The organism is Chitinophaga sp. 22620 (assembly GCF_052044405.1).
Lineage (GTDB): Bacteria > Bacteroidota > Bacteroidia > Chitinophagales > Chitinophagaceae > Chitinophaga.
On record NZ_JBQEMV010000001.1, the window covers coordinates 697517 to 718086 of the forward strand.

Annotated in this window: 19 protein-coding genes and 1 tRNA gene; 11 read left to right on the forward strand and 9 right to left on the reverse strand. The window is 52.6% G+C overall.

What is annotated here, in order from left to right:
• Positions 1 to 65: 65 nt before the first annotated feature.
• Complete coding sequence (gene pheS / locus ACTJIK_RS03050) at positions 66 to 1094, reverse strand: phenylalanine--tRNA ligase subunit alpha (RefSeq protein ID WP_440644820.1); 1029 nt, start codon at positions 1092 to 1094, stop codon at positions 66 to 68.
• A gap of 64 nt (positions 1095 to 1158) precedes the next feature.
• On the opposite strand from pheS, the gene ACTJIK_RS03055 reads away from it, so the two are divergent.
• Both ACTJIK_RS03055 and ACTJIK_RS03060 read left to right on the forward strand, forming a co-directional pair.
• Positions 1159 to 2442, forward strand: a complete 1284-nt coding sequence (locus ACTJIK_RS03055) for a histidine kinase (RefSeq protein WP_440644821.1) — start codon at positions 1159 to 1161, stop codon at positions 2440 to 2442.
• Positions 2443 to 2511: 69 nt separating this feature from the next.
• Positions 2512 to 2970 carry a hypothetical protein gene (locus ACTJIK_RS03060; RefSeq protein ID WP_440644822.1) on the forward strand — a complete coding sequence of 153 codons (459 nt, stop codon included), beginning with the start codon at positions 2512 to 2514 and terminating at the stop codon, positions 2968 to 2970.
• A 280-nt stretch (positions 2971 to 3250) separates the two neighbouring features.
• Here the strand turns inward: ACTJIK_RS03060 and purU are convergent, their stop codons facing one another.
• Entirely contained in the window at positions 3251 to 4078 is an 828-nt protein-coding gene (purU, locus tag ACTJIK_RS03065) for a formyltetrahydrofolate deformylase (protein ID WP_440644823.1), read from the reverse strand.
• Between the two features lie 192 nt (positions 4079 to 4270).
• On the opposite strand from purU, the gene ACTJIK_RS03070 reads away from it, so the two are divergent.
• On the forward strand, positions 4271 to 4597 hold the full coding sequence (locus ACTJIK_RS03070) for a YegP family protein (RefSeq protein WP_440644824.1): 327 nt from the start codon (positions 4271 to 4273) through the stop codon (positions 4595 to 4597).
• Between the two features lie 68 nt (positions 4598 to 4665).
• Here the strand turns inward: ACTJIK_RS03070 and ACTJIK_RS03075 are convergent, their stop codons facing one another.
• Positions 4666 to 6018: a sugar porter family MFS transporter gene (locus tag ACTJIK_RS03075; protein ID WP_440644825.1), complete on the reverse strand. Its 1353-nt coding sequence runs from the start codon at positions 6016 to 6018 to the stop codon at positions 4666 to 4668.
• Positions 6019 to 6238: 220 nt separating this feature from the next.
• Between ACTJIK_RS03075 and ACTJIK_RS03080 the strand changes: the two genes are divergently transcribed.
• Entirely contained in the window at positions 6239 to 7822 is a 1584-nt protein-coding gene (locus tag ACTJIK_RS03080; protein WP_440644826.1) for a tetratricopeptide repeat protein, read from the forward strand.
• 127 nt (positions 7823 to 7949) lie between these two features.
• Here ACTJIK_RS03080 and ACTJIK_RS03085 read toward each other — a convergent pair.
• Positions 7950 to 8023 (reverse strand) — tRNA-Ile (locus tag ACTJIK_RS03085).
• A 124-nt stretch (positions 8024 to 8147) separates the two neighbouring features.
• Between ACTJIK_RS03085 and ACTJIK_RS03090 the strand changes: the two genes are divergently transcribed.
• Positions 8148 to 8768 (forward strand): HAD family hydrolase, encoded by a 621-nt coding sequence (locus ACTJIK_RS03090; protein ID WP_440644827.1) that lies wholly within the window; start codon positions 8148 to 8150, stop codon positions 8766 to 8768.
• On the opposite strand, the gene ACTJIK_RS03095 is transcribed toward ACTJIK_RS03090, so the two are convergent.
• From ACTJIK_RS03095 to ACTJIK_RS03105, 3 genes are all read right to left on the reverse strand, one after another.
• Entirely contained in the window at positions 8765 to 9013 is a 249-nt protein-coding gene (locus tag ACTJIK_RS03095) for a hypothetical protein (protein ID WP_440644828.1), read from the reverse strand. The two genes, ACTJIK_RS03090 and ACTJIK_RS03095, sit on opposite strands and share 4 nt — an antisense overlap.
• 67 nt (positions 9014 to 9080) lie before the next feature.
• Positions 9081 to 9434, reverse strand: coding sequence for a TM2 domain-containing protein (locus ACTJIK_RS03100; protein WP_440644829.1), 354 nt, complete (start codon positions 9432 to 9434; stop codon positions 9081 to 9083).
• On the reverse strand, positions 9427 to 9717 hold the full coding sequence (locus tag ACTJIK_RS03105; RefSeq protein WP_440644830.1) for a DUF2752 domain-containing protein: 291 nt from the start codon (positions 9715 to 9717) through the stop codon (positions 9427 to 9429). The genes ACTJIK_RS03100 and ACTJIK_RS03105 overlap by 8 nt, the downstream gene beginning before the upstream one ends.
• Before the next feature lie 181 nt (positions 9718 to 9898).
• Here ACTJIK_RS03105 and rimP point away from each other — a divergent pair, with 181 nt between their 5' ends.
• From rimP to ACTJIK_RS03135, 6 genes are all read left to right on the forward strand, one after another.
• A complete protein-coding gene (rimP, locus tag ACTJIK_RS03110; protein WP_440644831.1) occupies positions 9899 to 10363 on the forward strand; it encodes a ribosome maturation factor RimP in 465 nt (154 codons plus the stop codon).
• A 15-nt stretch (positions 10364 to 10378) separates the two neighbouring features.
• Positions 10379 to 11626 carry a transcription termination factor NusA gene (gene nusA / locus ACTJIK_RS03115; RefSeq protein ID WP_440644832.1) on the forward strand — a complete coding sequence of 416 codons (1248 nt, stop codon included), beginning with the start codon at positions 10379 to 10381 and terminating at the stop codon, positions 11624 to 11626.
• 126 nt (positions 11627 to 11752) lie between these two features.
• Positions 11753 to 15112: a translation initiation factor IF-2 gene (gene infB, locus ACTJIK_RS03120; RefSeq protein WP_440644833.1), complete on the forward strand. Its 3360-nt coding sequence runs from the start codon at positions 11753 to 11755 to the stop codon at positions 15110 to 15112.
• A 118-nt stretch (positions 15113 to 15230) separates the two neighbouring features.
• The gene (locus ACTJIK_RS03125) at positions 15231 to 16622 is read left to right on the forward strand and encodes a peptidylprolyl isomerase (RefSeq protein WP_440644834.1); all 1392 of its coding nucleotides are present in this window, start codon (positions 15231 to 15233) and stop codon (positions 16620 to 16622) included.
• 279 nt (positions 16623 to 16901) lie between these two features.
• Positions 16902 to 18629: an amidophosphoribosyltransferase gene (locus ACTJIK_RS03130; protein ID WP_440644835.1), complete on the forward strand. Its 1728-nt coding sequence runs from the start codon at positions 16902 to 16904 to the stop codon at positions 18627 to 18629.
• Between the two features lie 108 nt (positions 18630 to 18737).
• The gene (locus ACTJIK_RS03135; protein ID WP_440644836.1) at positions 18738 to 19241 is read left to right on the forward strand and encodes a SixA phosphatase family protein; all 504 of its coding nucleotides are present in this window, start codon (positions 18738 to 18740) and stop codon (positions 19239 to 19241) included.
• A 12-nt stretch (positions 19242 to 19253) separates the two neighbouring features.
• Here ACTJIK_RS03135 and ACTJIK_RS03140 read toward each other — a convergent pair whose 3' ends face one another.
• Both ACTJIK_RS03140 and ACTJIK_RS03145 read right to left on the reverse strand, forming a co-directional pair.
• Positions 19254 to 19640 carry an acyl-CoA thioesterase gene (locus tag ACTJIK_RS03140; protein ID WP_440644837.1) on the reverse strand — a complete coding sequence of 129 codons (387 nt, stop codon included), beginning with the start codon at positions 19638 to 19640 and terminating at the stop codon, positions 19254 to 19256.
• Between the two features lie 12 nt (positions 19641 to 19652).
• Positions 19653 to 20549 carry an SAM hydrolase/SAM-dependent halogenase family protein gene (locus tag ACTJIK_RS03145; RefSeq protein ID WP_440644839.1) on the reverse strand — a complete coding sequence of 299 codons (897 nt, stop codon included), beginning with the start codon at positions 20547 to 20549 and terminating at the stop codon, positions 19653 to 19655.
• Between the last annotated feature and the right edge of the window lie 21 nt (positions 20550 to 20570).

A 20570-nucleotide genomic window follows, 5' to 3' on the forward strand; every position in this document is an offset into this window, starting at 1 on the left:
AATTAAGGGGAACACGTGGAAATAACAAGGCCGGAACTGAATGGTTCCGGCCTTGCGGGAGAAAATTATATGGCGCCCTGGAACTGCTTCAGGAAACGGAGGTCGTTTTCCGAGAACAGCCGGAGGTCTTTGATCTGGTATTTGAGCATGGTGAGCCTTTCGATGCCCATACCGAATGCGAAGCCGGTATATTTTGTTGAATCGATGCCGCAATTTTCCAGCACCTGCGGGTGTACCATGCCGCAGCCGAGTATTTCCACCCAGCCGGTATGTTTGCACACGTTGCAGCCTTCGCCGCCGCAGATGAGACAGGAAATATCCATTTCAGCGCTGGGCTCGGTGAACGGGAAGAAGGAAGGGCGGAAGCGCACCTTGAAGTTTTCGCCGAAGAACTCCTGCACGAAATAATACAGCGTTTGTTTGAGGTCTGCGAAGGAAACATTCTCCGCGATGTACAGCCCTTCTATCTGGTGAAAGAAGCAGTGCGCGCGGGCGCTGATGGTTTCGTTGCGGTACACGCGGCCGGGGCAGATGATGCGGATGGGCAGGTTGCCTTCTTCCATCACGCGCACCTGCACGGAGGAGGTATGCGTACGCAGCAGCCAGTCAGGGTTGTTGTGCACGTAAAAGGTATCCTGCATATCCCGGGCGGGGTGGTTCTCGTCCAGGTTGAGTGCTGTAAAATTATGCCAGTCGTTCTCGATCTCCGGGCCTTCCGCGATGGTAAAGCCAAGGCGTTCGAAGATGCGGATCGCTTTGTTGCGCACGATGCTGATAGGGTGGCGGGTGCCCAGGCGGTGCGGTTCGCCGGGAAGGGTAAGGTCCAGCTGGCCGGAAGCATCCGCAGTGCCGTCTTTCAGGTGCTGGAACTCTTCATATTTGCCTTCGGCGAGCAGCTTGAAACTGTTCAATACCTGTCCGAACTCTTTCTTTTGCTCGTTGGGCACGGATTTCATTTCCCCGAACAGGGCTTTTACCAATCCCTTGGTTCCGAGGAACCTGATGCGGTATTGTTCCAGTTCTTCCGCCGTTTTCGGCTGGAAGGCGGCAATTTCCTGCTTATATGCTTCTATTTGCTGCACTATCTGCTCCATAGGGTGCAAATATAACGTGCTGCGGAGAAAAAAGAGTAAATTGGAGGGGAATTTGGGGAATCCAATGCCTATAACCGTTTATATCGCTATAATCGCTGCGCTTGTACTGCTGGTGGCCATATTATACCGCCGGATGGCCCGGTACAGGCGGCAATACAGAACAGAAGCCACGATCAACTACTTCACCACTTCATTATTCGGCAAAAACACGGTAGACGATATCCTCTGGGATGTGGCCAAGAACTGCATTTCGCGCCTTCACCTGGAAGACTGCGTGATCTACCTCCTGGACGAGGAACAGGGCCTGCTGGTGCAAAAAGCCGCCTACGGCCCCAAGAACCCGGTGCGCTTCGAGATCCGCGACCCGATAGAGATCAGGCTGGGCCGCGGCATCGTGGGCAACGTGGCGCTCACGGGGAGGCCGGAGATCATCCCGGATACCTCCAAAGACCCGCGGTATATTGTGGACGATGAACGCCGACAGTCAGAGATCACCGTACCCATCATGGACCGCGGGAAGGTAATAGGCGTCATTGATTCGGAACATTCAGGCCGTGATTTTTATACCAGAGAGCACCTGGTGCTGCTGGAAAGGATCGCCGCTATCTGCGCCTCCAAAATAGCGCGCACGGTAATAGAGGAAAAAGCCCGGCGGCAGGCCATGGAAGTGCAGCTGCTGCACAAACAGCTGGCGGAATTCAGGCTGGTAACGCTTAAGAGCCAGATGAACCCGCACTTCCTGTTCAACTGCCTGAACGGCATCTACCATTGCATCCTGGCATCGGATATAGACAAGGCGAGCGATTACGTGTCCAACTTCGCGCGGCTGCTGCGCATGGTGCTGATGCACGCGGAAAAGAACTTCATTTCGCTCCGCGAGGAAATAGAGCTGCTGGGGCATTATCTTAAAATAGAAGCGCTGCGCACCGACAAGTCATTCGAATACAATATTTTTATCGACGAAGGCATTAACCAGGATGAATATTTCGTGCCGGGCATGCTCATCCAGCCTTTCCTGGAAAACGCCATCTGGCACGGGCTGATGAACAAGGAGGGCGACCGCAGCCTGAACATTCACTGGCGCAGGCCGAAAGAAAAAGAACTGCTGTGCGAGATCACAGACAACGGCATTGGCCGTGCGCAGTCCACCCGGCGCCGGCCCTCCGGCCATGCTTCCAAAGGCATGAGCCTGTGCATGGAGCGGGTGGAACTTTACAAGGCGCTGTTCAATTCAACATTCCACATCAGGGTGATAGATCTTTACAGCGAAGACGGGGCGGCCCAGGGCACGAAAGTGGACATCGCCTTCGAGATCGCGCCCGGCGCCGGTGTGGCGCATATGGGCTGAACCCCGGTAATTTTATTTTTTTTTGTGGAAAAGGAAGAGGTTGGCATCTAGGTATAAAATACCCATGTTATGCTCAAGCTATCCTCCCTGGCTGCCGTACTGCTGCTGGCGTGCACTACGCTCTCCGCCCAGGAAAAAAAGACCACGCCCGTCAAAGAAGTTATTTACCAGGACAAAAAAGTACCGCCCCCTCCGCCACCGGCGCCTCCGAAACATGTTCCCGAGGTAACGCCGAAGATGCTCAAAAAAATGCCGCCCCCTCCGCCGCTACCGCCTGCAATAAAAAAAGACGTTAACGGCAAAGAAGTGAAGTTCACGCCGCCGGTGATCAAAAAGGACGCAAAGCCGCAGGCCAGGTTTACGCCGCCCGTGATCAGGAAAGACCCGCCAGTAAAAACAAAAGAAGTAAAGTTCGCGCAACCGGCAGTGAAGCAGGTTGCTCCTGCAAAAGCGAAGGAAGAAGTGAAGTTTACGCCGCCCGTGATCAAAAAAGACGAGCCGGCCAAACAAAAGGACAACCCCAGGTAAAGACATTAAGCCACCGGGTTCATTCCCCGGGAACAAAGAATGACGGCGCCCGCCTCCGCCGCCCAATGAAATTAATCCCACCCGTGAATAGAGAAAGCGCACCATGTGCGCTTTCTTTTTATGTTGGCAGCAAAGCCCGTCATTGCGAGGAGCAGGGCGGGATTTGTGCGGAGCGCGGCGAAGCAATCTCCGAATACGGGGTATGTCAATCCAATGCAGGAGATTGTTTCATCGCCCCACCCGCTTTGGCTCTGCTGCTCCCCGCAATGACGGGTTTCCATTATTCAAACACCACCGTCTTGTTCCGGTACACGAACACCCTGTCGCTGAAAACCAGGCGGAGCGCCTTGGCCAGTACGGATACTTCGATCTCCTTGCCCGCCCGTATCATGTCCGTTGTGGTAAACGAGTGGTTCACGGGTATCACCTGCTGCGCGATGATCGGCCCTTCGTCCAGCTCGTTGGTCACGAAGTGGGAGGTGGCCCCGATCAGTTTCACCCCTCTTTCGAAAGCCTGCCGGTAAGGTTGGCTGCCGGCAAATGCGGGGAGGAAGGAATGGTGGATGTTGATGATCCGTTCCGGGTATTTCGCTACAAAATCTGGGCTGAGCACCCGCATGAACTTGGCCAGCACGATGTAATCCGGGTTGTACCCGGCAATAACGTGCTCTATTTTTTCTTCGAAGGCCGCTTTGCTTTCCTGCTCATGTGAAATATAGTGGAAAGGGATGGCGAAGCGCTGGCAGATATTTTCCAGCACCTGGTGGTTGCCGATCACGCATTGAACGGTAGCGCCCAGCGTGTTGAACTGGTTGCGCACGAGAATGTCCGCCAGGCAATGGTATTCTTTGGTCACCATCACCGCGATCTTTTTCTCCGGCCTTGGGTTGATGCTTACAAACGCGTCGGGCGGCAGTACTTTCCGGATAGCGCTTTCCAGCGCTACGGGATCTGTGTCGTGCTCGGCTTCGATGCGGATGTAAAAACGGTTGTCTGTCTTATCCACAAATTCCCTCAGCGAAACAATGTTCAGCCGCTCTTTGGCCATAATGGCTGATATACCGGCCACCAGGCCAACCCGGTCTATTGATTGGATCAGGACTATCATAGGACGCCTAATTTATTAAAATAATCCCGTCTGTAATAATCATCTTTCCTGTGCAGGATTTGCCACGGTTTATGGACCGGCGGAGACAGGTGTTAAGATAGTATTAAGCCCCGATCCGCCCTGTGCAGGGCAAAGCGAATTGTTGTATATTCAGATGGCCCCTTTTTTGCGGGACCCTTAAAAAATCATCTTATGGGAAAATTTGTTATCACCCGAGGCCCTTCCGGCGTTTTCTATTTCAACCTGAAAGCCGGCAATGGCGAAACCATCCTCACCAGTGAACATTATACGACGAGAGATAAATGCCTGGAAGGCATTGCTTCTGTAAAACGAAATGCGGCGATAGACCGTCAGTATACAGACCTGACCGCGAAAGACGGACGGCTGTATTTTGTGCTTAAAGGCGGCAACCAGGAAGTGATTGGCACCAGCCAGATGTATGAAGGCAACAGCGGCCGGGAGAAAGGCAAGGACTCTGTGAAAGAAAATGCGGCGGATGCGATGATAGAAGAAGCGTAAAAGCCGTGCAGTAAAAATATAAGGCTGATCCTGGGAAAACCGGGATCAGCCTTTGTTATACCTGGAAGTCATTTTATTCCCAGGTCCTGCTGTATCTGTTCCAGCGACCGCCCTTTTGTTTCCGGCATTACGCGCCAGATAAAAACAAAAGAGATCAGCATCATCACGCTGTAAAAAATGAAGGAGTAAAAACCGCCATTGGGGCTGCCTTCCACGATGATGGGGAAGGTCCATGAGATGATGGCAGCCATGATCCAATGTGTGAAGCTGCCCAGCGAGCCGCCTTGTGAGCGTACCGCGTTGGGGAATATCTCTGAAATGAACACCCAGATCACCGCTCCCTGCGAAAAAGCAAAGCAGGCAATGAACCCGATCAGGTAAATGATCACGCTGCTGCCGCCTCCGCCAGGACTATTGAACGCCACGGCGGTTAACGCCAGGAATATGAACATGCCCGCCGCGCCGGTGAGCAGTAATTTTTTCCTGCCGAAGCGGTCTATCACGCTCATGGCCAGCAATGTGAAAAGGAAGTTCGCCGCGCCGATGTATACCGATTGCTGGAATGCGCTGGCCTGGTTGAAGCCCGCCATTTCGAAGATCCTCGGCGCATAATAAATGATCGCATTAATGCCGGACAGCTGGTTGAACATGGCCAGCAGCATAGCGTAGAATATAGGTTTGTTATATTTCCCCGAAAAAAGCCGCTCTTTGATGCCTTGTTTGGCCAATGCATGCTCTTCCCTGATGAGCCCCGCGATATCCGTTTCGCCTGTACGCGCAAAGATGCGCCCCGCGGCTTCGTCCTGCCCGTTAAGCACCAGCCAGCGCGGGCTTTCGGGGATGGTTCTTACCAGCAATGCAAATATCACCGCCGGGATGGCCATTACACCCAGCATGTACCGCCAGGCATCGCTGCCAATATCCGCCAGCAGGAAGTTCGCCAGGTAAGCCACCAATATGCCCGCCACGATATTCACCTGGAAAGACCCTGCGAGCGCGCCGCGTATCTTCGCCGGCGATATTTCCGAAATATACATTGGTCCCACTACGGAAGAAGCTCCCACCGCCAGCCCGCCGATGAACCGGAACAGCACAAACAGCAGCCATGCTGAACTTAGGGCGCAGCCCACTGCGGATAACAGGTACATCAGGGCAATAACGACCAGTACTTTCTTGCGCCCGTACCGTTGCGCCGGCCCGCCCGCCAGCAGCGACCCGAACACTGTGCCGATCAGGCTGGATGCCACGGTGAAGCCTTGCCAGAAGGAACTCAACGACCATAATTGCTGGATGGTTTTTTCAGCGCCGGAGATAACGGCCACTTCCATACCGAATAAGAAACCACCCATCGCCGCAATGAGCGATACGCGGATGGCATAGCCGTAATCTTTAACGGCGGTACGTGGAATTACTGTTGTCATGTAGAGGTTTTAGGATATGGATGAAGTTAGGGGATGTTTTTGGGATTTTATAGGGGGCGGGGTGCTAAAACAAATGCTAAAGTGATGGGCATCAAATATTCATGAAGTTTTGTTAACGGTTTTGAGGGATAAAAATTTAGTCCTAAATTAATTTGACAGTAATGTATCCCTGATTGGTATGGCATGTTGCCTGTTTTCACATTAATATCCCTATTCGAATATGGAAGATATCCTTTCCGGTTTACTGGCTTTTCTCGGCAACCCGATCCTTGCGCTCGTTTTGAGCATAATTTTTTATATAGTCGGCAATAACGCCGGCAAAAAAGCCAGTTTTAAAACAGAGGAACAGCTGAAGGATGCGCAGCAGGAAATAAAAAACCTGAAGGAGAGCATCCAGCAAAAAAATGCGGAGCTTAAATCGTTCATGGACGAGCACAGCGAGCGTTCCCACGCAAGGCAAACGGATGCTATATCCCTGCGCACTAAAGAAAATAACGACAATTTATACCAGCGAATTTCGAAAGAAATACTTATAAAAGGAACGGAGTCTGTCAACCTGAACGATTTGTGGATACAGGGTTTGCATTTGCTGAACTCGGGAGATGCAGAGGGGATAGGAACTTTTATAAAGGTCAATTTTAAAGCGCTCGGCAGAAGCGACATGCTGCTTTTTTTCAAAGCAGGAGAGCATTATCTGAAAGATGAGTATGATGCGGCTTTGCTTCAACTGGAGGGTTGTGGGAGCGAAAATCTTATAGTTCATGCCAGCATGCTTCGGGGACTGATTTACTACGATCGGGATGAACTGCAGAAGGCCTATGAAAGTTTCAAAAAAGCAGAGGTGTTGTGCAAGGTGACCCTTTCGCATATATGTGCCTACACGTATTCGGCCATACATTATGGTGCGAAAGAAAAAGCGATGGAACTGATCGGGTTCATTAATGAGCAGTATGATCATCCGTCTGAAGCGTTACGCCTGCTTTCGGATTATTATGCCCATTTTGCTTCGTTGAAAGACCCGCGTGTTGCGGACGAATATATCAGGATCGGAGAAAAGGCACAGGAAAGAGCATACATCGATCATTCCATTTTACATAATGCCGCCATGGCGTATATGTCGAAATACAGGCTGTCGAAAAGCGAAGAGGATTTTAATAAAGCAAAAACCTTTGCCCTGCAAGGAAAGAAAAACTTCCCCCAGGTGGCGGCTTTTCATCTTACGTTGTATGATATTTATCGGGCCAAAGATGATTCTTCCAATGCATTGCTGATTGTAAAGGAGGGGTTTAAGACTGCGTCGGACAACAGTGAGCTGTTTGTCAAATATCTTCAGTTGCTGCATTATTTCGGGGAGCATAAGGCCGCGCTAAACCTTGTGTCGCAGACTAGCATGTCCCAGTTTACACAACTCACGAACCCAGCGATGGTACACCACGCTGTGGGGATGGTCTATCTGGCCAATAACAGGACCGTTGAAGCTTCCGGTCAGTTCGATAAAGCGATTTCAATAGACCCGGATTGTTATGAAGCAAGGTTCGAGATTGCCAGGATTTTGTACTTCAGCCAGGATACCGAACGAAAAAAGGAAGTGATAGATCACCTCAAATATGTCAGGAACACGAAGGTCGCGGACTTATATGTGGCCGCCACGTTCGAGCTGGCGAGAATTCTTTTCTACGACTTTGGAGAACTGGCAAAAAGTGAGGCATATTTGTTAGAATTGGTCGATAATTTTCCATACAACACTGCGCATACAGAATTGTTGCAGCATGTACGGGAAATCGCGTTCAGCAAAAAGAAATGATCATATTAAGGATGGAAATGAAAAGAGTACTTTTTTAAGTGCTATTGGCATGGACCACTATGCGAACAACCAAACCGGCAGGAAACAAAAAAGCGCCGATTATAGCGGCGCTTTTTTGAAATTCCGGTGGTCCCACCTGGGCTTGAACCAGGGACCCTCTGATTATGAGTCAGATGCTCTAACCAACTGAGCTATAGGACCGGTGCCCTTTCAGGCAAAAATATATAGAACTTTTATTGGGCCCCTTCTCGCGGGGGAGGGCAAAAGTAAATATTTGCTGAATCTTTTGCAAATTTTTCCGGCCGTGCCCTAACTTTGCCCTGCCATGCAAGGAATCAAACACATCATCTTCGACCTCGGGGGCGTCATCCTCAACATCAACTACCAGCTCACCAGCCAGGCTTTTAAAGCCCTCGGCGCCCGGAACTTCGACGAACTGTACAACCAGTTCCACGCCAACGCCCTTTTCGAGGACCTCGAAACCGGCCGCGCGACCCCGGAGGAATTCCTGGCGCGTATCAAGGAGCACCTGCCCGAAGGCACTACGGAAGAACAGATCATCCAGGCCTGGAACGCCATGCTGCTGGACTTTCCCGTGGCAAGGCTGCAACTGCTCCAGCAGCTCAGGAATCACTACGACCTTTTCCTGCTGAGCAATACCAACGCCATTCACCTGGAAGCGCTGAACAAACAGCTCGAAAAGGAAAGAGGCATCCCTTCGCTGGCGGCGTTCTTCGACAGGAGTTATTATTCCCACCTCATCGGCTACCGCAAGCCCGAGAAAGAATCCTACCTGGTGATACTGGACGAAAACGGCCTGAAACCCGAACATACCCTGTTTATAGACGATACCCTGCCGAATATCGACGGGGCAAACGCATTGGGCATACAGACGATCCACCTGCAGGCGCCCAAAACCATCCTGGACATTTTCCGGAAAAATTAATTCTTGATCTCTTCAAAGTCGATGTAATCGCCTTTGTCCCGCTTGATAGGTTCTGCGGGGCGGGGAGGAGCCTGCTGCTGGCGCTGCTGCTGTTGTTGCTGTTCATGCTGCTGGCGCATCGCGTCCTGCATGTCGCGCACCTGGCGGCGAACTTGTTTGGTGCCCCTGTAAACGGGAATGAAGAAGTCGAATACCAGTTTATATAAGAGCCATCCTAAAAAGATGTAGAATAATAGCTTTAACATAATGCTACAAAGATAGCGGTATCTCCATTTTTACTATCCATTTTAAGGTTTCTTTAACGAAATGCCTTTACACCCTGCCTGTCATGGATGCTATTTCCATAGACACCTGCTTGTTGTATTCCCAGGTAAGCTTCCTGTAATTTACCGCATCGATGATAGTGCCGATGAGGCAGAAACCGCCGGTGAAAAGGAACAGCAATCCCCACAGCACCTGGTCCAGCAGAAAGCGGTGGACGCCGTTTACGCCCACAAATCCCAGCAGGCAGGTGAGCAGGATGGTCTGCGGGTCTTTCCTGCGGGACTGGTAGAGATAGAGGAATTTTTTGCGGGCCTCAGGGTCGAACTTTTTGGTAAGCTCTTCCAGCCAGATCATCTCCTCATGGTCGATGCCGGGCAACATGGCGAAATAAAAGTCATTCATATCTGAGTGTTAAATATTGGTCCCTGCCGAGCTTGCCGATGCGCAACAGCAGCATCAGCAGTGCGGGCGCAGCCAGCCGGTGGCTTTCCCAGCTTTCCTGCCATTCCCCGTGCAAAAGATGCGAAACGGCGCGGCCCAGCCCGCATCCCGGGCAGCCTTCCAGGCCGGCGGCTTTAAAGATACAGAAGCTGGGGAGGCCTGCATGCGGATCAAGGAATGCCAGGAGGATGAGTCCCAGCGTCCAGGCTGCCAGTTCGATATTGATGCGGGAAATCATTTCCATCTCAATTTAAGCTAATCTGACCGGCTATCCAATTACAATAAATGATAATGTGTGTAGATAAGGGTTCCGTGGGCGTTATATTTAGAAGAAATTGTTCTTGGAATGAAAATAAATGCTAATTTTGTAACGGTAAAATGATTCAAATGAAGGGGACGCGAAGAGTCCCCTTCTTCTATTTCATATGGCAAACGAACAAGTGATAGCGCGCATAAGGGAAATGCTGGAAGCGCTGCTGGCGGACAAACCAGAGTATTTTATAGTAGAGATCAGGATTAAGCCCACCAATAATGTGAAAGTTTTTGTGGATGCTGACAACGGTGCCTCGATAGACAAACTCGTGTCCCTGAACCGCCAACTATACCCTCAGCTGGAAGCCTCGGGGTTATTTCCGGACAATGACTTTTCCCTGGAAGTATCCTCCCCCGGGCTGGATGAACCGCTGAAAACTCCACGGCAATTCGTGAAAAACACCGGCCGCAAGGTAGAAGTGACCCTGCTGGACGGGACTGTAAAAGAAGGAAAGCTTCTTGGCGCCTCCGATACGGAACTGACGCTGGAAGAAACCATTGGCAAGAAAAAAGAGATCATCGTAACAAACATCAATTTATCCGAAATAAAGCACACAAAGGTGTGTATCGTGTTTTAAAAACTATAACAGAACATGGCTAGTATTAACCTGATTGAGTCATTCACCGAATTTAAGGAGGCGGAAAATATCGACCGCCCCACGCTGATGAAGGTGTTGGAAGATGTGTTCAAGACCCTGCTGCGTAAGAAATATGGCTCAGATGAGAACTTTGACGTGATTGTAAATACCGAAAAAGGTGACCTGGAGATCCTCCGCCGCCGCACCATCGTGGAAGACGGCACCGTGGAAGACGATAACGCCCAGATCGCCTATTCTGAAGCTATATTGGTGGAGCCCGATTACCAGGTGGGTGAAGACCTCTACGAAGAAGTGGAGATCATGGACTTCGGCCGCCGCGCCATCCTCGCAGCCAAACAGACGCTGACCGCGCGTATCGGGGACCTCAAGAAGAACATCCTGGTGAAAAAGTATGCGGACCGTGTAGGCGAGATCGTAACCGGGGAAGTATACCAGGTGTGGAAAAAGGAAGTTTTATTATTGGATGATGAAGGGAATGAGTTAATATTGCCTAAATCAGAACAAATACCGACAGATTACTTCAAAAAGGGTGAAAACGTACGGGCCGTGGTAAAGAAAGTGGAGCTGAAGAACAACTCCCCGCTGATCATCCTTTCCAGAACGCATCCCTCCTTCCTGGCCAAACTCCTTGAAATAGAGGTGCCGGAGATCTTCGACGGGCTGATCGTGATCAAAAAGATCGTGCGTGAGCCGGGCGAAAGAGCCAAAGTAGCCGTGGAATCCTATGACGACCGGATAGACCCCGTGGGCGCCTGCGTGGGTATGAAAGGTAGCCGTATCCACGGCATCGTTCGTGAGCTCCGGAACGAAAACATCGACATTATCAACTATACCGCCAACATTCAGCTGCTCATCCAGCGCGCGCTCACGCCCGCTAGGATCAGCCGGATGGACGTGGATACTGAGAATAAATACGCTTCCGTTTACCTGAAACCTGACCAGGTATCACTGGCCATCGGTAAAAAGGGCGTTAATATTAAACTGGCCTGCGAACTCACCGGAATGGAAATTGATGTATTCCGCGATGAAGAGCAGGAACAAACTGAATTCGACATCGATCTGGAAGAATTTGCAGACGAGATCGAAGCCTGGGTGATAGACGAACTGAAAAGAATCGGTTGCGATACCGCCCGCAGTGTGCTTGACCTGACTCCGGAAGAACTTGTACGCCGTTCAGACCTCGAAGAGGAAACCGTACATGAGGTGAGAAGGATCTTGCAGGAAGAATTTGAAAAAGAATAAGCCGGCCGCTACACCTTCCCATGGGGTAGGCTTTTTTGATTGCAGAGATATTTGAGTTATTGTTAAATGTTAAAAGAATTACTCCGCCGGTTGGTGGGGATTAAACGGGAAGGACGAGAATACGATATGCCTGAAGTAACAAACAACACACCGCGATTGCTGGCTGCGGCCAAGGAATTCAATATTGGAAAGGAAACGCTCGTCGAATTCCTGACCAATAAGGGCTTCGATATGGACGGTTTCGGGTCTCCCAACGCCAAACTCACGGCCCAGATGTACAATTCCTTGCAGCAGGAGTTCCAACAGGACAAGGCAAACAAGCGCAAAAGCGACCAGATTGCCCTGCCCAAAGGAACGGTGTTAGACGCAGCAAAGAAGAAGGAGAAGGAAGAAGCGGAACTGGCGGCAAAGAAAAAGGAAGAAGCGGAAGCTGCAACCAAAAAGAAAGAAGAGGCGCCGGCCAAAACCGAGCCTCAGCCTGAACCGGAAGCTCCCAAACCCGCACCTGCTCCCAAGCCTGAAGTAAAAGCGGAAAAACCGGAACCTCAGCCGGAACCCAAACCGGCTGCACCGGCAGCAGAAGTAAAGCCCGAGCCGAAACCTGAGCCTAAGGCGGAACCCGCCCCCGAGCCCCAGGCCAAAGCCCCGGAAGCGCCCGCCCCTGCCCCGCAGGAAGAAGCGCCCAAAGCTGAAGCTCCCCGCGTTGCCGGCCCCAAGGTCATGGGCACCATAGACCTGGATGCGCTCAACTCCGCCAACCGCGGCAAAAAGCCCGCAGCTAAAAAAGAACCGGAAGAAAAAGCCGCTCCTGCCCCTCAGCAGGAACCCGCTCCGGAACCTAAAGCTCCCGCTGCTCCCGCCCCGGCTGCCGAAGTAAAAGAAGCGCCTAAAAAAGAAGAACCCAAAGAGGTGAAAGCCGAAAAACCGGCCCCCAAAGCGGAAGAAAAACCCGTCGAGGTTACGCCTCCCCCTGCCGCTAAGGAAACCAAAGCGCCCGAAGCTGAGAAACCCGCTGCCAAAACGGAAGCACCCGCTCCCGCTCCCCAGGCTGCGCCGGAAGCTCCCGCTGAAAGCGACGAGGCCGTGGTAGAGAACATACAGGCCACCAGGCTCACCGGCCCGAAAGTGATCGGTAAGATCGACCTGCCTGTTGCACAGGAACGCAGGGACAACAAGAATTTCAACAAAGACGAAAAACGTAAGCGCAAGCGCATCGTTATAGAAAAGAAACCCGAGCCCATTAAACCGGGCGAGTTCGCCAAAGAAGGCGGCCAGGGAGGTCCCGGAAACAGGGACAACCGCGGCCCCGGCGGCGGGCAACACCAGGGTGGCAACCGCGGCCCGGGTGGTGGTCACCAGGGTGGCAACCGCGGCCCGGGTGGTGGTCACCAGGGCGGTAACCGTGGCCCGGGTGGAGGTCACCAGGGCGGCAATCGCGGCCCCGGCGGCGGTCACCAGGGCGGCAACAGGCCCGCGGGCGCTCCAGGCACCGGACCCAGCCGTCCGCACCAACGCAGGGACCAACGTCCCGGCCAGGGTGGCGGATACGGGCAGGGCGCACCCCGCAGAGCCGACGATAAGGAGATCGATAAGAACGAGATCCAGAATAAGATCAAGGAAACCATGGCCAAACTGGGAGGCAACTCCCGCGGAGGCAAGAGCACCAAAGCCAGCCGCCGCCGCGACAAACGGCACGAAATGGCTGAACGCGAAGCACAAAGCGGCGCAGACGGCAACAAGCTCCAGGTAACGGAATTCGTTTCCGTGAGCGAGCTGGCCAATCTGATGGACGTAAGCTTCGCCGAAGTGATCTCGAAATGTATGGGCCTCGGCATCATGGTATCCATCAACCAGCGCCTCGACGCTGAGGTGATAGAACTGGTGGCCGGCGAGTTCGGATACGAAGTGGAATTCATCGGCATCGACGATGCAACGGAGGATGATGAGGAAGAAATCGTGGACGATCCGGAAGACCTGGAACCCCGCGCTCCCATCGTTACCATCATGGGTCACGTAGACCATGGTAAGACCTCCTTGCTCGACTATATCCGCAGCGCCAATGTGGTAGCCGGTGAGGCGGGTGGCATCACCCAGCACATCGGTGCTTACCAGGTAACCACTGCCAGCGGCAAAAAGCTGACCTTCCTCGATACCCCCGGTCACGAAGCGTTTACCGCGATGCGTGCCCGTGGCGCCAAGGTGGCGGACATTGCCGTGATCGTAGTGGCCGCAGACGACGCCATCATGCCCCAGACGCGTGAGGCCATCAGCCACTCGCAGGCAGCAGGCCTCCCCATGGTATTCGCCATCAACAAGATCGATAAAGACGGTGCTAATCCTGAAAAGATCAAGGAACAGCTGGCCGGCATGAACCTCCTGGTAGAAGACTGGGGCGGTAAATACCAGAGCCAGGAGATCTCAGCGAAAAGCGGCCTGAACATAGACGTACTCCTCGAAAAGATCCTGCTGGAAGCAGAATTGCTGGAACTGAAAGCCAACCCGGACAGGGAAGCCACCGGTACCGTAATTGAAGCCACGCTGGATAAAGGCCGCGGCTACGTTACCACCGTACTGGTACAGAACGGTACGCTCGAACAGGGCGACACCATCGTATCCGGCGCGCACTTCGGTAAGATCAAAGCCATGTTCAACGAACGCGGCCAGAGAGTGGAAAAAGCCGGTCCTTCCGCGCCTGTACAGCTGCTGGGCCTCAACGGGGCACCGCAGGCAGGTGAGAAGTTCAGGATGTATGAAGATGAATCCGAAGCCAAAGACATTGCCAACCGCAGAGCCCAGATCGTTCGTGAACAAGGTATCCGTACCAAGAAGCACATTACGCTGGACGAGATCGGCCGCCGTCTTGCACTTGGAAACTTCAAGCAGCTGAACCTCATCATCAAGGGCGACGTGGACGGTTCAGTGGAAGCATTGAGCGATTCGCTGCAGAAGCTCTCCACAGAAGAGATCGTGGTAAGCGTGGTGCTGAAAGGCGTAGGCCAGATCACCGAATCCGACGTACTGCTCGCTACCGCTTCCGACGCACTCATCATCGGCTTCCAGGTACGCCCGTCTATGAACGCATCGCGCCTGGCCGAGAAAGAGAATATCGAGATCAGGACCTACTCCATCATCTACGACGCCATCGACGAGCTGAAAAGCGCGATGGAAGGGATGCTGGAACCCAAGATCGAGAAGAAGGTTACAGCCAACGTGGAGATCCGCGAAACCTACAAGTTCGACAAAGCTACCGTGGCAGGCTGTTACGTGCTGGATGGCAAACTCTTCCGCAATTCGCGCATAAACCTGGTTCGCGACGGTATCGTGGTGCATACAGGCGAGCTCCAGAGCCTCAAACGCTATAAAGACGACGTGAAAGAAGTTGTATCCGGTATGGAATGCGGCCTTTCCATCAAGAACTACAGCGACCTGAAGGTGGGAGACATCGTGGAAGGCTTTGAGGAAGTAGAAGTAAAAAGAACGCTCTAATAGCGGTTTGCGGCGGGTTTTACCGCCCGCCGCAATTCCGAAATTTTTGTTAAATAGATTAGCCGTCTTTGTGCGGCTAATTTTTTATTGGTTACTTTGAGATTACAGTAATGTTACCATGAAAAAATTTTTAATATCCTCCTTCAGCGCCATGCTCCTTTTACAAGGCGCATTTGCACAACAGCAGAAAATGGTGGCCGACAAGATCGTTGCCAAAGTGGGAGAAAAGATTATCCTGAAATCGGATATTGAATCTGCACTGGTAGACATGCAGCAGCAGGCCCTCGAAGGCCAGCCCCTGCCGGCCAACGCCACCTGCCAGGCCATAGAACAGATCATCGCGCAAAAGATCCTGGTGCTCCAGGCCGAGCGCGACAGCTTGCCCATCAGCGAAGCCGATGTGGACGGGCGTATCGAAAGCCAGATCCGCTGGGCGGAACAGCGCTACGGCAGCCGCGAGAAAATGACCGAGGTTACCGGCTACACTATCTACCAGCTCCGCGAACGTTTCCGCGACGCGATCCGCGAAAGCATGCTGGCGAAAGCCATGCGCGACAAGATCGTGAACTCCGTAAAAGTAACGCCCACAGAAGTAAAGAACCATTTCGAAAAGGTGCCGAAAGACAGCCTGCCGTTCTACGAATCAGAACTGGAGATCGGCCAGCTGGTAGTGCTGCCCAAAGCCAGCTACGAAATGGATAAATACGCCATCGACAGGCTGAACGATTTCAAAAGCAAGGTTGAGAAGAAAGAAGGCGAGTTTTCCACTTACGCCAGCCTTTACTCCGAAGACCCCGCTGTGAAAGAGAATGGCGGCACCTATGTGCTCAACCGTAACGACAAATCCTGGGACCCCGCTTTCATGCAGGCCTCCTTCCGCCTGAAAGAAGGCGATATTTCCAGCCCTGTTAAATCACAGTACGGCTACCACCTGATCAAAATGATCAAAAGGGCGGGCGACAACGTGACCGTACAGCACATCCTCATCAAACCGAACGTACTGACTGCAGACATCAGCAATGCCATCAACAAGCTGGATACCATCCGCGCCAATATCATTTCCGGTAAGATGAGCTTCGGCGAAGCCGTAACCAAGTACAGCGATGAACCGATGTCCAAGTTCAACGGCGGTATGCTGCAGAACCCGAACACGGGCAGCACCTATATCACCGTCGACCAGCTGAACGATCCCTCCACCAAAGACATCGTGATGCTGCTGGACAGCCTGAAGCCGGGCGGCGTAACCAAACCGCTGATCTTCGAAGACGAGCAGGGCCGCAAGGCGGTGCGCCTCGTGTACCTGAAAACCCGCACCGAGCCCCACCGCGAGAACCTGAAAGACGACTATTCCCGCATCCAGCAAAGAACCATGCAGGAAAAGCAGGTTTCCGCGCTGAACAAATGGCTGCAGGACAAGATCCCGACCTTCTACGTGCACGTGGAGCCGGAATACAGGCAGTGTGAGAACATCTCGAAGTGGACGGCCTCGAATACGGTGGCCAGTAAGTGACGAAAGCACATTAAAAAGATATTGCATCCCGGGTCCGATCAGGCCCGGGATGCCTGTTTTAAACCAGTTCCTGCCTAAATCCTATCACTGTTAGCGGAATGCTAAAGGCGGAGGTGGTTTGGAAATTTAAGCGTAACTTTGCGACTTCAATTTTACAGCATGAGTGACGCGATAAAGCATGAATGCGGTTTAGCATTCATAAGATTAAGAAAACCATTCTCTTATTATCAACAACAATATGGAACGGTTTTCTACGGACTCAACAAGCTCTACCTGCTCATGGAAAAGCAGCACAACCGCGGCCAGGACGGTGCGGGAGTTGCCACAGTAAAATTACATACCGAACCAGGTGTTCCCTTCATGCACCGCATCCGCAGCAGCCAGCCTCAACCCATTGGCGATGTGTTCGGTAAGATCCGCGACGAAATTGCAGAAATAGAAAAATACCAGCCCGAGATCACCAAGTACCCCGGCCTCATGAAAGGCCACGTGCGTTTTCTCGGCGAATTGCTCATGGGGCACCTCCGCTACGCCACACAGGGTAAGAACAACGTGGAGCTCTGCCATCCCTTTGTACGCTACAACACCATCCCCGCCCGCAACCTGAGCATGGCAGGGAACTTTAACCTGGTGAACGTGGAGGAACTGTTCAACTTCGTAAAAGTATCGCCCGGCGAAACTCACAAGAACAGCGACCTGGCGGCCATGCTCGAAGTAGTGGCCCACTTCCTGAACAAAGAAGATGAAGTGAGGCAGAACGGTCTTGACGTGAAAGCTATCCTGCAACAGGCTTTCGGCATGTTCGACGGCGGTTACCACGTTTGCGGCCTCATCGGCTCCGGCGATTCCTTCGTGATCCGCGACCCGCACGGCATCCGCCCTTCTTATTACTACGTCAACGACGACGTGATCGTGGCCGCTTCCGAAAGGGCCGCCATCCGCACCACTTTTAACGTGGGCGAGAACGAGGTGATGGAGCTGATGCCCGGCACCGCGCTGATCGTGAAAGAGAACGGAGAATACAGCATTGAACAGATCATTCCCGCCAAAGAACGCCGTGCATGCAGCTTCGAGCGCATTTACTTCTCCCGCGGGAACGACGAAAAAATATACAAAGAACGCTCAGCGCTTGGTTATCACCTCTCCGAAACCGTGCTCAAAGCCATCGACAACGACCTCCGCAACACCATTTTCTCCTTCATCCCCAATACCGCCGAAGTGGCTTTCTACGGCCTCATTAAAGGGCTGGAAGATTACCTGAACCGCATCAAGGTGGAAAGGATCATGAGCTGGGGCAAGGATTTTGACGAAGAGAAGCTCAACGAAATGGTGAACCGCCGCGTGCGGATAGACAAGATCGCGATCAAGGACGTGAAAATGCGCACCTTCATCACGGAAGATTCCAGCCGTAACGAAATGGTGCAGCACGTGTACGACATCACCTATGGCACCGTGAAACCTGGTACAGACACGCTGGTGGTGATAGACGACTCCATCGTTCGCGGTACCACCCTGCGGGAAAGCATCATCAAAATGCTGGACCGCCTGGGACCCAAACGCATTATCATCATGAGTTCCGCCCCGCAGATCCGCTACCCGGACTGTTACGGTATAGACATGAGCAAGATGGGCGAGTTTGTCGCCTTCCAGGCCGCCATCGCGCTGCTGCGCGAGCAGGGCAAGGAATACATCCTGCAGGAAGCCTACGGCCTGTGCAAAGAACTCGAAAGAACCAATACCCTCAACGCGCAGAACGTGGTGAAGAACATCTACAAACCCTTCACCCCCGAAGAGATCTCCGCGAAAATTGCCGAGATCATTACCCCCGCCGGCATCAATGCCAAAGTGGAAGTGATCTACCAGAACATAGAAAGCCTGCATGCCAGCTGCCCGAACAACCTCGGCGACTGGTATTTCACCGGCAACTACCCTACACCGGGAGGTAACCGCGTGGTAAACAAGGCGTTCATGAACTACATGGAAGGCAAAAACGAACGGGGGTACTAATCCTCGCAATCATTGTTAATTTTCTTTTAAATCGGGGTCATTCTTTCACCTCCCGGGAAAAAGGCGTATTTTAGGATAGTGTTTATACTCAATTGTTTACCAATGTGTATGAAAACATTATTATTAATCCGTCACGCAAAATCCAGCTGGAACGATCCGGAGATGGATGATTTTGACCGCCCGCTTAACAAGCGTGGGAAGTTAAATGCCCCGGAAATGGCCACCAGGCTACTCTCCCGGGGTGTCGTGCCTGAGCTCATCATCTCCAGTCCCGCGAAACGAGCGCGCGCTACCGCCCGCATCATGGCCAAAGAATGGAAGTATCCCAAAGAGGCAATTTTGCTGGAAGAGGAGCTGTATCTCTGTTATGCCTCCACTTTCCTGAAAGTGATCACCAAAATAGACGACGACTTTAACGCCGTGGCCATTTTTGCCCACAATCCCGGCATTACCGACTTTGCCAATTACCTGACCGAAGAGATAAGGATCGACAATGTGCCCACTACGGGCATTTTTGGTATTGAGGCGGATACGGAGCACTGGGAGGGGTTCGACCGGGCCAAAAAACGCTTCCTTTTTTTCGATTACCCCAAAAGCGAAGGCCTCGTCTAGACAGCATCACAATTACGCCTCCAGCGGCACCGGCCGCTTGTATTCGTCGATAGCCACAAAAGTGAAGGTCCCGGTAATGGCCTTATACCGTTCCGCGGAGTACATTTCCTCCACGAAAATTTCCACCAGCACCTTTAAGCTCGTGTTCCCCGTATACACTACCCGGCCGATCAGCTCCACGATCGTACCCGCGGGGATCGCTTTATTAAAATCGATCTTGTCCGACGAAACGGTCACCATCCGTTTGCGGGCATAACGGGTAGCGGCAATAAACGCCACCTCGTCCATCAGCTGCATGGCGGTGCCGCCGAAAAGGGTGTCGTAATGATTGGTGGTGTTGGGAAACACGGCTTTGAAGATCCGGGTTTCCGACTGTTGTATCCTTGATTCCTTGTCCATCTGGTTGGGTATTTATTCCTTCGTCACCTCCACGGTCCATTCCGGGCCGCTGGCCACTTTATATTGTTCTGCAAAATTGCCGTAGTTGACGGCGAATGAAAGGTTCATGAGACTGTTCTGATAAGCCAGCGGCGAGCCCTGGGGCACGGAGGCAAAGGTGGCCACGAAAGGCAGCGTGCTGCTATAGATCACTTTTTTGTCCTTCATTATCTTCACCCGCAGCTTGTCCCCGAATTTCAGCTGCAGGGAGGCCAGTGTTTTTTCATCAATATTGGTCCAGACGTTGCCATACTGCACGTCCAGGATAGGAATATTGCCGTAAACGGTATTGTTCCTTGAAGCAGCCTGCTGGTAAGGGATGCGCACAACAGCCGCCGGGAGCCCGTTGCCCACGGAATCGAAAGGGATAACGCCGGCGGCCAGCCGGGCGCCGGTGTAGGCGTACACATCGCGGCCGTGGAAGGTGTAGGAGGCGGAAGAGCCGGGAAGACGGTTCCGTTTTTCATCTATTTCGCGAAGGGCTTCAACGCCCAGGCTTTCCGCGATGAGCGTGAGCGTGCCATTGTCCGGGCTCACAAAATAATGCCCGCTTTTTGTTTTCAGCACTACCGACTTACGTTCGGAACCCACGCCGGGGTCTACCACGGAAACAAAAACGGTGCCTTTGGGCCAGTAAGCCGCCGTTTGCTGGAGGCGGTAAGCGGCTTCCCAGATATTGTAAGCCGGGATTTCATGCGTGAGGTCGAAGATCCTCAGTTCCGGCGATACACCGAAAGCCACGCCTTTCATGGCGCTCACGGCCCCGTCCTTTAAGCCGAAATCTGTCTGTAATACCAACGCATGCGATTGGGGAAAAGCGGTCCCTTTGATAAGCATGAAGAGGACCAGGAGGAGGTTAAACGGTTTCATGCTGATGAAATTAACGAAAAG

Bases quoted from the DNA above. Each gene is read 5' to 3' on its own strand.
- ACTJIK_RS03060 (WP_440644822.1), top strand. From the start codon at position 2,512: ATGCTCAAGCTATCCTCCCTGGCTGCCGTACTGCTGCTGGCGTGCACT.
- purU (WP_440644823.1), bottom strand. From the start codon at position 4,078: ATGATAGTCCTGATCCAATCAATAGACCGGGTTGGCCTGGTGGCCGGT.
- ACTJIK_RS03125 (WP_440644834.1), top strand. From the start codon at position 15,231: ATGAAAAAATTTTTAATATCCTCCTTCAGCGCCATGCTCCTTTTACAA.
- infB (WP_440644833.1), top strand. From the start codon at position 11,753: ATGCCTGAAGTAACAAACAACACACCGCGATTGCTGGCTGCGGCCAAG.
- ACTJIK_RS03055 (WP_440644821.1), top strand. From the start codon at position 1,159: ATGCCTATAACCGTTTATATCGCTATAATCGCTGCGCTTGTACTGCTG.
- ACTJIK_RS03080 (WP_440644826.1), top strand. From the start codon at position 6,239: ATGGAAGATATCCTTTCCGGTTTACTGGCTTTTCTCGGCAACCCGATC.
- nusA (WP_440644832.1), top strand. From the start codon at position 10,379: ATGGCTAGTATTAACCTGATTGAGTCATTCACCGAATTTAAGGAGGCG.
- ACTJIK_RS03090 (WP_440644827.1), top strand. From the start codon at position 8,148: ATGCAAGGAATCAAACACATCATCTTCGACCTCGGGGGCGTCATCCTC.
- ACTJIK_RS03145 (WP_440644839.1), bottom strand. From the start codon at position 20,549: ATGAAACCGTTTAACCTCCTCCTGGTCCTCTTCATGCTTATCAAAGGG.
- ACTJIK_RS03135 (WP_440644836.1), top strand. From the start codon at position 18,738: ATGAAAACATTATTATTAATCCGTCACGCAAAATCCAGCTGGAACGAT.
- pheS (WP_440644820.1), bottom strand. From the start codon at position 1,094: ATGGAGCAGATAGTGCAGCAAATAGAAGCATATAAGCAGGAAATTGCC.
- ACTJIK_RS03130 (WP_440644835.1), top strand. From the start codon at position 16,902: ATGGAAAAGCAGCACAACCGCGGCCAGGACGGTGCGGGAGTTGCCACA.
- ACTJIK_RS03140 (WP_440644837.1), bottom strand. From the start codon at position 19,640: ATGGACAAGGAATCAAGGATACAACAGTCGGAAACCCGGATCTTCAAA.
- ACTJIK_RS03105 (WP_440644830.1), bottom strand. From the start codon at position 9,717: ATGGAAATGATTTCCCGCATCAATATCGAACTGGCAGCCTGGACGCTG.
- rimP (WP_440644831.1), top strand. From the start codon at position 9,899: ATGGCAAACGAACAAGTGATAGCGCGCATAAGGGAAATGCTGGAAGCG.
- ACTJIK_RS03095 (WP_440644828.1), bottom strand. From the start codon at position 9,013: ATGTTAAAGCTATTATTCTACATCTTTTTAGGATGGCTCTTATATAAA.
- ACTJIK_RS03075 (WP_440644825.1), bottom strand. From the start codon at position 6,018: ATGACAACAGTAATTCCACGTACCGCCGTTAAAGATTACGGCTATGCC.
- ACTJIK_RS03070 (WP_440644824.1), top strand. From the start codon at position 4,271: ATGGGAAAATTTGTTATCACCCGAGGCCCTTCCGGCGTTTTCTATTTC.
- ACTJIK_RS03100 (WP_440644829.1), bottom strand. From the start codon at position 9,434: ATGAATGACTTTTATTTCGCCATGTTGCCCGGCATCGACCATGAGGAG.